Origin of the sequence: Pseudomonas vranovensis DSM 16006 (genome assembly GCF_000425805.1) — a bacterium.
Lineage (GTDB): Bacteria > Pseudomonadota > Gammaproteobacteria > Pseudomonadales > Pseudomonadaceae > Aquipseudomonas > Aquipseudomonas vranovensis.
The window spans coordinates 1-14,152 of sequence record NZ_AUED01000030.1 but is presented as its reverse complement, the minus strand read 5'-3'; the positions used below and the strand labels follow the sequence as shown (position 1 = coordinate 14,152).

14 protein-coding genes are annotated in these 14,152 nt (G+C 65.2%); 12 read left to right on the top strand and 2 right to left on the bottom strand.

Features of this window, described 5'->3' with window-relative positions; all coding sequences use genetic code 11:
• Positions 1–3 precede the first annotated feature (3 nt).
• Positions 4–777 (top strand): SDR family NAD(P)-dependent oxidoreductase, encoded by a 774-nt coding sequence (locus H621_RS0118985; protein ID WP_028944910.1) that lies wholly within the window; start codon positions 4–6, stop codon positions 775–777.
• Positions 777–1,406, top strand: coding sequence for a nuclear transport factor 2 family protein (locus tag H621_RS0118980; protein ID WP_028944909.1), 630 nt, complete (start codon positions 777–779; stop codon positions 1,404–1,406). The genes H621_RS0118985 and H621_RS0118980 overlap by 1 nt, the downstream gene beginning before the upstream one ends.
• A gap of 71 nt (positions 1,407–1,477) precedes the next feature.
• Here the strand turns inward: H621_RS0118980 and H621_RS0118975 are convergent, their stop codons facing one another.
• Both H621_RS0118975 and H621_RS0118970 read right to left on the bottom strand, forming a co-directional pair.
• Positions 1,478–2,665 carry an acyl-CoA dehydrogenase family protein gene (locus tag H621_RS0118975; protein ID WP_028944908.1) on the bottom strand — a complete coding sequence of 396 codons (1,188 nt, stop codon included), beginning with the start codon at positions 2,663–2,665 and terminating at the stop codon, positions 1,478–1,480.
• A complete protein-coding gene (locus H621_RS0118970) occupies positions 2,662–3,831 on the bottom strand; it encodes an acyl-CoA dehydrogenase family protein (protein WP_028944907.1) in 1,170 nt (389 codons plus the stop codon). The genes H621_RS0118975 and H621_RS0118970 overlap by 4 nt, the downstream gene beginning before the upstream one ends.
• Positions 3,832–4,016: 185 nt before the next feature.
• Between H621_RS0118970 and H621_RS0118965 the strand changes: the two genes are divergently transcribed.
• The 10 genes from H621_RS0118965 to H621_RS0118920 are packed head-to-tail and all read left to right on the top strand — an operon-like array spanning position 4,017 to position 13,702.
• Positions 4,017–4,907, top strand: coding sequence for a VOC family protein (locus H621_RS0118965; RefSeq protein ID WP_028944906.1), 891 nt, complete (start codon positions 4,017–4,019; stop codon positions 4,905–4,907).
• Between the two features lie 11 nt (positions 4,908–4,918).
• Positions 4,919–5,794 (top strand): CoA transferase subunit A, encoded by an 876-nt coding sequence (locus H621_RS0118960; protein ID WP_028944905.1) that lies wholly within the window; start codon positions 4,919–4,921, stop codon positions 5,792–5,794.
• 12 nt (positions 5,795–5,806) lie between these two features.
• Entirely contained in the window at positions 5,807–6,604 is a 798-nt protein-coding gene (locus tag H621_RS0118955; protein WP_028944904.1) for a CoA-transferase subunit beta, read from the top strand.
• 16 nt (positions 6,605–6,620) lie between these two features.
• Positions 6,621–7,541 carry an enoyl-CoA hydratase gene (locus tag H621_RS0118950; RefSeq protein WP_028944903.1) on the top strand — a complete coding sequence of 307 codons (921 nt, stop codon included), beginning with the start codon at positions 6,621–6,623 and terminating at the stop codon, positions 7,539–7,541.
• On the top strand, positions 7,538–8,662 hold the full coding sequence (locus H621_RS0118945) for an NAD(P)H-dependent flavin oxidoreductase (RefSeq protein WP_028944902.1): 1,125 nt from the start codon (positions 7,538–7,540) through the stop codon (positions 8,660–8,662). The genes H621_RS0118950 and H621_RS0118945 overlap by 4 nt, the downstream gene beginning before the upstream one ends.
• Positions 8,659–9,411, top strand: a complete 753-nt coding sequence (locus H621_RS0118940) for an enoyl-CoA hydratase family protein (protein WP_028944901.1) — start codon at positions 8,659–8,661, stop codon at positions 9,409–9,411. Before H621_RS0118945 ends, H621_RS0118940 begins: the two co-directional genes overlap by 4 nt.
• 9 nt (positions 9,412–9,420) lie before the next feature.
• On the top strand, positions 9,421–10,584 hold the full coding sequence (locus H621_RS0118935; protein ID WP_028944900.1) for an acyl-CoA dehydrogenase family protein: 1,164 nt from the start codon (positions 9,421–9,423) through the stop codon (positions 10,582–10,584).
• Positions 10,585–10,593: 9 nt separating this feature from the next.
• The gene (locus H621_RS0118930; RefSeq protein ID WP_028944899.1) at positions 10,594–11,652 is read left to right on the top strand and encodes an acyl-CoA dehydrogenase family protein; all 1,059 of its coding nucleotides are present in this window, start codon (positions 10,594–10,596) and stop codon (positions 11,650–11,652) included.
• Positions 11,653–11,655: 3 nt separating this feature from the next.
• Entirely contained in the window at positions 11,656–12,807 is a 1,152-nt protein-coding gene (locus H621_RS0118925) for an acetyl-CoA C-acetyltransferase (RefSeq protein WP_028944898.1), read from the top strand.
• Positions 12,808–12,823: 16 nt separating this feature from the next.
• Positions 12,824–13,702 carry an SDR family oxidoreductase gene (locus H621_RS0118920; RefSeq protein ID WP_028944897.1) on the top strand — a complete coding sequence of 293 codons (879 nt, stop codon included), beginning with the start codon at positions 12,824–12,826 and terminating at the stop codon, positions 13,700–13,702.
• Positions 13,703–14,152: the final 450 nt, after the last annotated feature.

Below are 14,152 nucleotides of genomic sequence, written 5' to 3'. Positions count from 1 at the left end.
TCGATGAGCAAACGATTAGCAGGCAAGATTGCCTTTATCACCGGGGCCGGCTCCGGCATTGGCCAGGCCACCGCGCTGCGCTTTGCCGAGGAAGGCGCCACGGTGGTGCTCTGCGGGCGACGCGAGCAGCCCTTGCAGCAGGTGCTGGAACTGATCCAGGCCGCCGGCGGGCAGGGCGACATCGCCGTGGCCGATGTGAGCAACGAGCAGGCCTATGTCGGCGCCCTGGAAGACGCCGCCCGGCGTCACGGGCGCCTGGACATCCTGGTCAACAACGCCATGGCCTACACCTGGGGCGGCGTCGATACGCTGTCGACCGCCGACTGGCACGCCAACTTCAGCACCACCGTCGATGGCACCTTCTTCGGCACCCGCACCGCCATGCGCCTGATGAAAGACCAGGGCGGCGGCGCCATCGTCAACATCGCCTCGATCTGCGGCCTGTTCGGCACCGCCTGGATGGCCGGCTACTCGGCGGCCAAGGCCGCGGTGATCAACTTCAGCCGGGCAGTGGCCAGCGAAGGCGCAGCGCACAACATTCGCTGCAACGTGGTGATCCCGGGCGTGGTCGACACCCCGGCCACCGCAGGCATGCTCAGCGACGCGAAAACCCGTCGCAACACCGAAAAGGTCATTCCGATGCAACGGGTGGGCTTGCCGGTGGAGCTGGCCAACGCGATCCTGTTCCTGGCCAGTGACGAAGCCTCCTATGTAACGGGTGCAAGCCTGGCGGTGGACGGCGGGCGCAGCGCGGACCTGTACACGGTGCTGGAGTGATGGGCATGGACGCGCTGCACGCGCGCATCGACCGTCTGGAGTCGCTGGATGCGATTCGCCAGCTGGCCGGCAAGTACGCCCTGGCCCTGGACATGCGCGACATGGACGCCATGGCCAACTGCTTTGTGCCGGACGTCAAAGTCGGCCGTGACAAGCAGGGGCGCGCGCACTTCAAGGCCTGGCTGGACGACACCATGCGCCGCCAGTTCCACGGCACCTCCCATCACCTGGGCCAGCACATCATCGAGTTCAGCGATGCCGACCATGCCACGGGCGTGGTCTATTCCAAGAACGAGCACGAGACCGGTGCAGAATGGGTGATCATGCAGATGCTGTACTGGGACGACTATCAGCGGGTAGACGGGCGCTGGTGCTTCCGTCGGCGCCTGCCGTGCTACTGGTACGCCAGCGACCTGAACAAGCCGCCGATTGGCGGCATGAAAATGCGCTGGCCGGGGCGTGAGCCTTATGCCGGCAGCTTTCATGAACTGTTCCCGTCGTGGGATACCTTCTGGGCGCAGCGTCCGGACAAAGACGCCTTGCCGCAGATTGCCGAGCCTGCACCGTTGGAGGAATTCCTGCGGACCATGCGCCGTGGGGCGGGTGAGCCGAGGATTCGGGTTCGCTGAGAGGACCATCGCGGGGCAAGCCCGCTCCTACACCGACGGTAGGAGCGGGCTTGCCCCGCGATGACGAGCTGTCAGGCCCGCGCTTCGCGCGGCATGCCCAGCGCCCGCTCGGCAATGATGTTGCGCTGGATCTCGTTGCTGCCGCCGTACACCGTGTCAGCGCGGCTGAACAAAAACAGTGCCTGCAACCGGCTCAACTGATACGGCTTGCCTTCCAGTACCTCTGCCTCATCCCCCAGCACATCCATCGCCAGCTTGCCCAACGCGGCATGCCAGGTGGACCACGCCAGTTTGTAGATCATCGCTTCACGCCGCAGGCTGCCGTCCTGGGCCCCGGAGAGCATGCGCAGCGAGTTGTAGCGCAGTACTTTCAACCCCGCCCAGGCCTGGGCAATGCGCTGGCGCATCAGTGGGTCGCGTGCCGCACCATTGCGTTTGGCCACGGCAATTACCTCCGCCAGCTCGTTGTGAAACTGCATCTGTTGCCCCAGAGTCGAGGCGCCACGTTCAAAGCCCAGCAGGGCCATGGCGATTTTCCAGCCTTCGCCCGGTTGGCCGATCATGTTGTCCACCGAGGTACGGGCCTGGTCGAAGAACACTTCGTTGAACTCGCTGCTACCGGTCAACTGCTCGATCGGTTGCACGCGAATCTGCGCCTGGTCCATCGGTACCAGCAGGAATGACAGGCCATGATGCCCACGGCTGCCCGGCTCGGTGCGCGCCAGTACAAAGCACCAGTCCGACTCATGGGCCAGGGACGTCCAGACTTTTTGCCCGCTGATCAGCCAGTGCCCGCTGCTGTCGTCCAGGCGCGCGCGGGTCTGTACGTTGGCAAGGTCGGACCCTGCATTGGGCTCAGAGTAACCCTGGCACCAGAACTGGGTACCGTTGAGGATGCCCGGCAGGAAGCGCTGTTTTTGCGCCGGGCTGCCAAAGGCGGCCAGGGTCGGGCCGACCAGGCCTTCGCCGATGTGGCCCATGCGGCCCGGTCCACCAGCACGGGCGTATTCCTCATGAAAGATCACCTGGCGGGTAAGGCTCAGGCCGCGCCCACCGTCTTCCTCGGCCCAGCCCACGCCGATCCAGCCACCCGAGGCCAGTTCGCGCTCCCAGGCTTTGCGTTGTTCAGGAAAACTGTGCTCGTCGCCCGGCCCGCCGCGAAAGCGCAAGGCCGCAAACTCACCCTGCAGGTGGTCAGCCAGCCACTGGGCGACCTGGGCGCGGAAGGCTTCATCTTCGGTACTGAATCCGATTTTCATAGGGTTTCTCCAAGAAGCTGCGCCGCCAGACGTTCGCGGTGCAGGGCAGGGCTGCCCAGCAACTGTTCGCTGGCGCGGGCGCGTTTGAAATACAGGTGGGGGTCGTATTCCCAGGTAAAGCCCACGCCGCCGTGAAGCTGGATCGACTCGGCGGCGCACGTGAAGAACGCTTCGCTGGCATGGATCTGCGCGGTGGCAGCCGCTTCCAGCAACTCGCTCGCCACCCCCACGTCACCGGCTGGATCAAGGCGCTCCTGGGCCACGCAGGCGGCGTACCAGGCGGCGGAACGGGCGCATTCCAGTTGCTGCATGAGGTCGGCGCAGCGGTGCTTGATTGCCTGGAAACTGGCAATGGCGCGGCCGAACTGATGCCGCTCGCCGATGTAGGCCAAGGTCAGGTCGAGGGTCTGTTGCGCGCCACCGGTCTGTTCGGCGGCAAGGCCGATGGCCGCGATCAGCAGCACGTCGCGCAGCAACGGCCAAGCCTGGCCGGCGTCAGTGAGCAATTGCGCCGACCCTGCGATCACATCATTCAGCTCGATGCGCGCCAGGCGGCGGGTCTGGTCGAGGGTGGGCAAGGTGTGGCGGGTGATGCCGGGGCTGTCTGCCGGCACGGCAAACAGGCTGATGCCCGTGTCACCCTGGCTGCCCGGTGAGCGGGCCGCGACGATCAGCAACTGGGCCTGGGCACCATCGATCACCTGCCGGTACTGGCCATTCAAGCGGTAACCGTTGCCTGTCGGCTCGGCCACGGCCTGTACGTTGTCGGCCTCGAGCCCTGGCGTACCGGCAAAGGCCAGGGTGGCAGTGGCGCCGCTGGCAATCGCGCCCAGCCACTGGTCCTGCACCGCAGGGTTGCTGGCCAGCAACAGGGCAGGGGTGGCAAGGCAGGTGGTGGCAAACAGGGGCGCGCACAGCAGGTGGCGACCGCTCTGCTCCAGCAGGATCGCCAGTTCCACAAACCCGAGCCCCAGCCCGCCGAAGCGCTCCGGGATCATCAGGGCCGGCCAGTACAGCTCTTCACCGATGCGCTGCCACAGGGCCGGATCGTAGCCTTCGGGGCGGGCCATGGCGGTACGCACCGCCTGGGAATCGCTGACCTGGGCCAGAAAGCGTGCGGCGCTGTCCTGGATCATCAATTGTTCTTCGTTGAATGCGAACTCCATAAGCGTCGACTCGGTCAAGGCGGGTAGAGGCCCGAGTCTAGGAGGGGGGCTTTTGCCGACGAATCATTGAAACGGACTAGTCCGCCCGCCGCACCGAGGGGCGTAGTCTCAACGGACGATGAGGGCGATCAGCGCGCTTCGCACAATGGCAGCCAGTACCGGATTTGCCATTCAGGAGCAGCGGCATGATCGAGATTCGCGGTTTGAGCTATTTCGTCGCCATGAGCGAGAACCTCAGCCAGTGGCAGCGCTATGCCGAGGACGTGCTGGGCATGCAAGTGCAACCGGCGCCCGCAGGTGGGCTGTACGTGAAGATGGATGAGCGTCCGTTTCGCATGCTGATTGTGGAAGGCAGCGAACAACGCTATGTGGCTTCGGGCTGGGAGCTGGCTTCGGAGCCGGCGTTCGAAGCCGCCCTGGAGCACTTGAGCAGCCTGGGCATCGAATGGCAGCGCGGCAGCGCCGAGCAGGTCGAGCAGCGCGGCGTGCAAGCGCTGGTCAGCCTGGTCGACCCCTCGGGTAACTGCCACGAACTGAGCTGGGGCCATCGCTCCGACTGCCAGCCGTTCGTCTCGCCCCAGGGCGTGCCGCGCTTTATTACCGGTGACATGGGCCTGGGCCACACCGTGCTGCCGGCACCGAATTTCGACGCCACTCTGGCCTTTGCCAAGGATGTGCTGGGCTTCGAACTGTCGGACATCTTCAACTTCCGTCCTGACCCGTCGGCGCCGCCGATCCGCATCCACTTCCTGCATTGCCGCAATGCCCGTCACCACAGCCTGGCCCTGGCCGAGTACCCGGTGCCTTCGGGCTGCGTGCATGTGATGGTCGAGGTCGACTCGATGACCGAAGTCGGCCGCGCCCATGACCGTCTGCTGGCCCACGACGTGCGCCTGTCGGCGACCCTCGGCCAGCACCTGAACGACCGCATGACCAGCTTCTACATGAAGACGCCGTCGGCCTTTGACCTGGAATACGGCTTTGGCGGCCTGCAGGTCGACTGGGCCGAGCATTCGGCGTTCGAATTCACCCGCGTGAGCATCTGGGGGCACGACTTCTCGGTCGGCCAACAGTAAGGAACCTGCACATGAACAAACAACTGACGGCGGCCGATGCGGTCGCACAACTGCGCGATGGCATGACCATCGGCTTCGGTGGCTGGGGGCCGCGGCGCAAGCCCATGGCCATTGTCCGCGAGATCCTGCGCTCACCGGTCAAGGACCTCACCGTGGTCGCCTACGGCGGCCCGGAAGTCGGCATGCTGTGCGCCGCCGGCAAGGTGCGCAAGCTGATCTTCGGCTTTGTCACCCTCGACGCCATTCCACTGGAACCCTACTACCGCAAGGCCCGCGAAGCCGGTGAGCTGGAGCTGCTGGAGCTGGACGAAGGCATGTTCCAGTGGGGCCTGCGCGCCGCCGGCATGCGCCTGCCGTTCCTGCCGACCCGCTGCGGCCTGGCCACCGATGTGACGGCGCTCAACCCCGCGCTCAAGACCATCGCCTCACCCTACGCCGATGGCGAGGTGTTGCTGGCCATGCCGGCGCTGGAGCTGGACGTGGCGTTCCTGCACGTCAACGTTGCCGACCGCCTGGGCAATTGCCTGGTGACCGGCCCCGACCCGTATTTCGATCACCTGTTCGCCCGCGCCGCCCAGCAGTGCTTCGTCTCGTGCGAGCGCCTGGAAGAGCGCCTGTCGCTGGATGCCGAGCAAGCCCGCTTCAACACCTTCGAGCGTTACCTGGTGACCGGTGTGGTGCACGCGCCGCTGGGCGCCCACCCCACCTCGTGCCCGTCGGACTACGGCTGGGACCTGCAGCACCTGAAGGGCTACGTCGCCAGCAGCCAGCAGGAACAGGGTTGGGAGCAGTACGTCAGCACCTATGTGGCAGGTGGTGAGCAGGCTTATCAAGACGCCAACGGCGGCGCCGCACGCATGGGCACCTTGCCCCTGCCTGTGTTCTGAGGAGGATGAAAAATGTCTGCAACCTGTGAGTTCACCCTCGCCGAACTGATGATCGTCGCTGCGTCCGAAGCCTGGCGTGGCGACGGCGAAGTGATTGCCTCGGGCCTTGGCGTGATCCCGCGCCTGGGCGCGAGCCTGGCCAAACTGACCCATAGCCCGCAGCTGCTGATGACCGACAGCGAAGCGTTCCTGGTCGAAGAACCGGTGCCGCTGGGGCCACGGGATGGCTATCAGCCACGCTACTCGGGCTATCTGTCGTTCGAGCGGGTGTTCGAGTGTGTGTGGGGTGGCCGCCGCCACGCCATGATCGGCCCGACCCAGATCGACCGCTGGGGCCAGACCAACCTGTCGTGCATCGGCGATTACCACAAGCCCAAGAGCGCGATCCTCGGTGTGCGCGGCTTGCCGGGCAACAGTATCAATCACCTCAACTCGTTCTTCGTGCCCCATCACAACAACCGCGTGTTCGTCAGCGCTGAAGTGGACATGGTCTCGGGCGTGGGCTTCAAGGCCGAGCGCTGGCCCGAGGGCGTGCGCCGCGACTTGATGGACATCCGCCGGGTGGTCACCGACCTCTGCACCCTGGATTTCGATGGCCCCGATCGCGCCGCTCAGGTGCGCACCCTGCACCCGGGAGTGAGTTTCGATGAGGTCCAGGACAAGACCGGCTTCCCATTGCTCAAGTCGCCACTGCTGCAGGAAACCGCGCACCCCACGGCCGAACAACTGGCCGTGATCCGCCGGCTTGATCCGCACGATTACCGCGCCGCGGCAATCAAGGGCAACCCGCCCGGCATTCGTACCGCCTGATCCGAGGAGCGCCAACATGCACAGCAGCGACAGCCAGTTCGTGGAACGTGAAGACCGTGCCGTCTACGAGACCGAGGCGCCCGTGCTCTATAGCGTGGTCGAGCACATCGCCACGCTGACGCTGAACCGGCCGACCTTCAACAATGCGCAGAACTCGCAGATGACCTACGCGCTGGATGCTGCACTGCGCCAGGCGGTGGACGATGACCAGGTCAAGGTCATCGTGCTGCGCGGGGCCGGCAAGCATTTCTCTGCCGGTCACGACATCGGTACGCCGGGGCGCGATATCAACAAGCCCTTCGAGCGCGCACACCTGTGGTGGGACCACACCAACAAACCCGGTGGCGAGCAGTTGTATGCCCGCGAGCAGGAGGTGTACCTGGGCATGTGCCGGCGCTGGCGCGAGTTGCCCAAGCCGACCATCGCCATGGTCCACGGCGCCTGCATTGCCGGCGGCCTGATGCTGGCCTGGGTGTGCGACCTGATCGTCGCCAGCGACGATGCCTTCTTCCAGGACCCGGTGGTACGCATGGGCATTCCTGGGGTGGAGTATTTTGCCCACCCTTACGAGCTCAACCCGCGCATCGCCAAGGAATTCCTGTTCACTGGCGACCGCATGACGGCAACCCGTGCCTATGAGATGGGCATGGTCAACCGCGTGCTGCCGGCCGCCGAGCTGGAGCAGGCCACCTACGCCCTGGCCGCCAACATTGCCCGCCAGCCGCGCATGGGCCTGGCCCTGACCAAGCAGGCGATCAACCACGTCGAAGACCTGCAAGGCAAGCGCACGGCCATGGACGCGGCGTTCGCCTGGCACCACTTTGCCCATGCCCACAACGAACTGCTGTCGGGCGATAAATTGGGCGGCTTCGACGCCAAGGGCATGGCCAACGCCAATCGCCAGGAGCACGCCAACCGCCAGGAGCAGTCGTCATGAGCACCTGGATGAACACGGCGCTGACCGAGGCCCTGGGCTGCCGCTACCCGATCGTGCAGACGGCGATGGGTTGGGTGGCCGACGCCAATCTGGTGATCGCCACCAGCCGTGCCGGAGGCTTTGGCTTCCTGGCCGGAGCGACCATTGCCGGCAAGGACCTCGAAGGCGAGATCCGCAAGGTGATCGATGCCACCGGTGGCAGCAACTTCGGCCTGAATTTCCATATGTTCCAGGACAACGCTGCCCAATGCGTGGACCTGGCCATTCGTTACCGCCTGCGTGCCGTCAGTTACGGACGCGGCCCGGATGCGCAGACCATCGCCCGCTTCAAGGCGGCCAACGTGCTGTGCATTCCCACCGTCGGTGCCGTCAAGCATGCGCAGAAGGCCCAGGCCCTGGGCGCCGACCTGATCACCATCCAGGGTGGCGAGGGCGGTGGCCACACTGGCGGCGTGCCCAGTTCGATCCTGCTGCCGCAAGTGTTGGACGCAGTCAGCGTGCCGGTGATCGCCGCGGGTGGCTTTGCCACCGGGCGCGGCCTGGCCTCGGCCCTGGCGGCTGGCGCCAGTGGCATTGCCATGGGCACGCGGTTCCTGATGACCCGTGAATCACCAACGCCATCTGCGACGCTGGCCCGTTACCTGAAGGTCAACGACCCACAGCAGGTGAGGGTGACCACCGCCGTGGACGGCATGCGTCACCGCATGATCGAAAACCCCTTTATCAACCGCCTGGAGCAGGCCGGGCCGTTCGGCCGACTGCGCATTGCCCTGGGCAGCGCCTGGCAGTGGAAGCAACACACCGGCATGAGCCTTGGGCACATGCTCGGGGTGTTCATGCGCGGCCTGCGTGAAGACCCGGCGGCGTTGTCGCAGGTGGTGATGGCCGCCAATCAGCCGGTGCTGTTGCAACGCTCGATGGTCGATGGTCTGCCGGACGAGGGCATCCTGCCCAGCGGCCAGGTGGCCGCCGCCATAGATGAATTGCTCAGCTGCCGCGAGGTCATCGAAGGCATCGCCGAGGAAGCCGAGCGCTGCCTGAACGCTTTACTGGCCCGGCGTGCGCCGGACGTGGAATCTGCCCGCTCAATTCGCCTGGCGAACACTGGAGAAGCCCTGTGAATCCTGCCTTTACCTCTGAACTCAATGCCGGGATCGCAGAACTTGTGATCGCCAACCCACCGGTCAATGCCCTGGACAGCCAGCAATGGCAGGGCCTGGCCGAGCACATCGAAGCGCTGGGGGCCAACCCCGAGGTGCGCGTGATCGTCATCCGCGCCGAGGGCCGGGGCTTTTGCGCCGGTGTCGACATCAAGGAACTGGACGCCCATCCCGAGCGCATCGTTGCGGTCAATGCCGGCAACTACGCCACCTTCAAGGCCGTACACCGCAGCCCGGTACCGGTGATCGCGGCGGTACATGGTTACGTGCTCGGTGGGGGTATCGGCATTACCGGTGCGGCCGACATTGTCGTGGCCGCCGAGTGCGCAAGCTTTGCCCTGCCGGAAGTCGACCGTGGCGCCATGGGCGGCGGCGCCCACCTGCAGCGCCTGTTCGGGTTGCAGAAGGTGCGCTACCTGTTCTTTACCGGCGACAGCATCGGTGCGCGCGAGGCCAGCCAGTACGGCTTCATCGAGCGGGTGGTGCCACGCGAGCAACTGCGCGAAACCGCCCTGGAAATTGCCGGCCGTATCGCCAGCAAGAGCCCGCACATGATCCGCATCGCCAAAGAGGCGCTCAACGGTATCGAAGACGGCAACCTGGAAGACAAGTACCGCTGGGAGCAAGGCTTCACCCTGCAGGCCTACAACAGCCCGGACTCGGCCGAAACGCGCCGGGCCTTCGTCGAAAAACGCGACGCCAAGTTCTGAGGGAATGCCATGGAGCTTACCTATACACCTGAACAGATCGCCTTTCGCGCCGAAGTGCGCGCCTGGCTCAAGCACAACCTGCCGCCAGCGCCGCTGGCCAGCTACGACACTCGCGAAGGCTTCGAGCAGCACCGCGCCTGGGAGGCCAGGCTGTTCGACAGCCGCCTGTCGATGGTGATGTGGCCGGCCGAGCTCGGCGGGCGCGGTTGCGGCCTGATCGAGTGGCTGATTTTCGAAGAGGAATACTACGGTGCCGGCGCGCCGATGCGGGTCAACCAGAACGGCCAATTGCTGCTCGGCCCGACCCTGATGGAATTCGGCACCGAGCAACAGAAGAAGCACTTTTTGCCACGCATGGCGGCCAGCACCGACATGTGGGCCCAGGGCTGGTCGGAGCCCAATGCCGGTTCCGACATGGCGGCGATCACCAGCAAGGCACTGCTCGACGGCGATCACTACATGCTCAACGGCCAGAAGGCCTGGTCGACCCGGGCGATCTACGCCGACTGGCTGTTCGGCCTGTTCCGCAGCGAACCGGGTTCTACCCGTCACCATGGCCTGTCGTTCCTGATGGTGCCGTTGAACGCGCCCGGCGTCAGCATTCGTCCGATCAAGGCGCTGAACGGCAAGGACGCCTTTGCCGAAGTGTTCTTTGACGACGTACGGGTGCCGGTGGCCAACCGCATCGGCGCCCAGGGCGAGGGCTGGCACGTGGCAATGGCCACTGCCGGTTTCGAGCGCGGCCTGTTGCTGCGCTCGCCAGCGCGCTTCCAGTACACCGCACGCAAGCTGGTGGAACTGTACCTGGCCCACCAGGCCAGCGCCGACCGCGACCCGGGCCTGCGCGACGCCGTGCAGGACTGCTGGATGGGTGCCGAGGCCTATGCGCTGTCGGCCTACCACACGGTCGGGCGCCTGAGCCAGGGTGCGCAGATCGGGGCCGAGTCGAGCATCAACAAGATCATATGGTCGGAACTGGACCTGAAGATGCACGACACCGCCATGCGCCTGCTCGGCGCCCGTGGCGAGCTGTTGGCCAGCGCCCCGGCCGCAGGCGATGCCGGCGGCTGGCTGGAAGGCTTCCTGTTTGCCCAGTCCGGGCCGATCTATGCCGGCACCAACGAAATCCAGCGCAACATCATTGCCGAGCGGATGCTCGGTTTGCCGAAGTAGGAGCAGGCCATGGACTTCACCTTTAGCGATGACCAGCTGACGTTCCGCGAGGCCATCAGCCGTTTTCTGATGACCGAAGCGGCACCGGAAATGCTCCGGGAGATCTGGGACACCGATGCCGGGCGCTCACCGGACTTGCGCAGCAAGATTGCCTCCCAGGGCCTTACCGCCTTGTCGGTGCCCGAGGCCGAAGGCGGCCTGGGCATGGACGATGTGGCCTGGGCCTTGATGACCCAGGAGCTGGGTTACTACGCCATTCCCGATTCGCTGGCCGACACCGCCTATGTGGCGGCTGGTCTGCTGGCAGGCTTGCCGGCCGGTCACCCGGCCCGTATCGGCTTGCTGCCGCGGATTGCCGAGGGCAGCGTGCGCCTGGCCATCGGTCATCCGGTCAACCCGCTGGTCAGTGATGCGCAGCTGGCAGAAGTACTGATCCTGTGCGACGGCGATACCATCCATGCTGTACCACGCGCTGACGTGGACGTGGAGGCCAACCCCAGCATCGATGCCTCGCGGCGCCTGGGCCGGGTCAGCTGGCGTGCCACGCCGGCAACCTTGCTGATCGACGGCGAGCAGGGCCGCACCCTGCAAGCGCAGTTGCTCGACCGCGGTGCGCTGTCGGTGGCCGGGCAACTGCTGGGCCTGGCCCAGCGCATGCTCGACCTGTCGGTGGACTACGTGGCCCAGCGCAAGCAGTTCGGCAAACCGATCGGCAGCTTCCAGGCGGTCAAGCATCACCTGGCCGATGTTGCCCGCCAGATCGAACAGGCCAAGCCTGTGCTGTACCGCGCCGCCCACGGCCTGGCCCGGGGCGATGCCAGCGCTGGGCGCTGGGTGTCCCAGGCGCGCCTGGCCTGCTGTGAAGCCAGCTGGCTGGCGGCGCGCAAGGGCATCCAGGTTCACGGCGCCATGGGGTACACCTGGGAAGTCGACCTACAAATGTTCATGAAACGTGCCTGGTCGCTGGATGCGGCCTGGGGCGACCGTGGCTTTCACAAATCCCGCGTCGGCGACTATCTGTTCGCCGCCGGTGCCCGGCTGGGTCCGGGCCACACTTTCGAGGACTGAACAATGCCCCAGGCTTATATCGTTGATGCCCTGCGCAGCCCGACTGGCAAGCGCAAGGGCGCGCTGTCGGAGGTTCACGCCATCGACCTGGGCGCCCATGTGCTCAAGGCGCTGGTGCATCGCAACACCATTCCCGCCGAGGATTACGACGATGTGATTTTCGGCTGTGTCGACACCGTCGGCGCGCAAGCGGGCGACATCGCCCGCACCAGTTGGTTGGCCGCCGGCCTGCCGTTGTGTGTGCCGGGCACTACGGTGGACCGCCAGTGCGGTTCGTCCCAGCAGGCCGTGCATTTTGCCGCCCAGGCGGTAATGAGTGGCACCCAGGACGTGGTCGCGGTGGGCGGCGTGCAGACCATGACGCGGATTCCCATCAGTTCGGCGATGCTGGCAGGCCAGCCGCTGGGCTTTCCTGACCCGTTCAGTGGCAGCATCGGCTGGCGCAAGCGTTTTGGTGACCAGCCGGTGAACCAGTTTTACGCAGCCCAACGCATTGCCGAGCACTGGCAGCTGAGCCGCGAGCAGATGGAGGCGTTTGCGCTGCAAAGCCACCAGCGCGCCTTGGCGGCAATTGAAAGTGGCCGGTTCGACCGTGAGACCGTGGCTTTTGGCGAGCTGCGCCAGGACGAAACCCCGCGCCAGACCAGCCTGGAGAAAATGGCCAGCCTGGAGCCGGTGGACCCCCAGTTCCCATCGATCACCGCAGCCGTTTCCAGCCAGACCTGCGACGCGTCGGCGGCACTGCTGGTGGTGTCGGAGGCGGCGCTCAAGCGTTATGACCTGACGCCCAGGGCGCGTATCCATCACCTCACGGTCATGGGGGATGACCCGATCTGGCACCTTACCGCGCCTATCGCCGCGACCCGCAAGGCCCTGCAAAAGGCTGGGCTGCGCATGGCCGACATCGACCGAGTGGAAATCAACGAGGCCTTTGCTTCGGTGGTCATGGCCTGGGCCAAGGAACTGGACTACGACCCGGCGCGCACCAACGTCAACGGCGGTGCCATCGCCCTGGGCCACCCGTTGGGTGCCACTGGCGCGCGGCTGATGACCACGCTGCTCAACGAGCTGGAATGCACCGGTGGCCGTTATGGCCTGCAGACCATGTGCGAAGGCGGTGGCCAGGCCAACGTCACCATTATCGAACGTCTCTGAATGCTGGGAGTGCCTCATGGCAATGTGTAGCGGTCGTACCGTAATTATCACCGGCGCAGGTGGCGGCCTGGGCCGCGCCTACGCCCTGGCGTTTGCTGCCGAGGGCGCGAATGTCGTGGTCAACGATATTCGCGATGAAGCGGCGCGTGATGTGGTCGGGCAGATCCAGGCGGCCGGTGGCCAGGCCATCGCCAACAGCGATGACATCACCACCCTGGACAGCGCCCAGCGCATCGTCGATGCCGCATTGGCGGCGTTTGGCGAGGTGCATGTGGTGGTGAACAATGCCGGGGTGCTGCGCGACCGATTATTCCTGAGCTTGTCGGAAGACGACTGGGACACGGTGATGCGCGTGCATCTGAAGGGCCATTACTGCCTGGCCAATGTGCTGGCACGGCGTTGGCGCGACCTGGCCAAGGCCGGTACGCCGGTGGCTGGGCGGATCATCAACACCAGTTCCGGGGCGGGCTTGCAGGGGTCGATCGGGCAGTCCAATTATTCGGCAGCCAAGGGCGGGATTGCTTCGCTGACCTTGGTGCAGGCGGCGGAGCTGGGGCGCTATGGGGTGACGGCCAATGCGCTGGCGCCGGCGGCGCGCACGGCAATGACCGAGGGGGCGATGCCGGAGTTGGTGAAGAAGCCGGAGGATGGCAGTTTCGATGCCTGGGCACCGGAAAACGTCGCACCGTTGGTGGTGTGGCTGGGCAGTGAGCAGTCCGGGCATGTCAGCGGGCAGGTGTTCGAAAGCCAGGGTGGGCGGATTTCGCTCGGCGATGGCTGGCGCACCGGGGTTACCCGGGACAAGGGTGCTGCCTGGCGGGTGGAGGAGGTGGGGGCTGTCGTGGATCAGATTCTTGCCGAGGCACCGCGGGGGCAGAAGGTGTGGGGTAGCTGATAGCTTGGTTTTGCGTGTTTTTCCGTTATTGAGGGTGATGCTGAGTCACCCTCGATAGCTCCTGCTCGACACTTCCTGCGATCTGGTCTTGTGTGTTGATCCGTTATTTAGGGTGATGCGCAGTCAGCTTTGCGCCCTTACGGCGCCTTACTTTTTTTCAGTCGCAAAAAAGTAAGCAAAATTCTTGCCCCACCATGGGCTCTACGCTGCGCTGCGAGTCCCCTCACTTCGGTGTCGCTCGGCCCTTCTGGTTGACTGGACCGGAAGATCAAGATCAAGAGCACAATTCGCTGCGCTCTTGCGGGCCTGCGGTGTTTTTGTGGGAGCGGGCTTGTCCCGCGATTCGGTCTTGTGTGTTGATCCGTTATTTAGGGTGATGCGCAGTCACCTTTGCGCCCTTACGGCGCCTTACTTTTTCAGTCGAAAAAAAGTAAGCAAAATTCTTGCCCC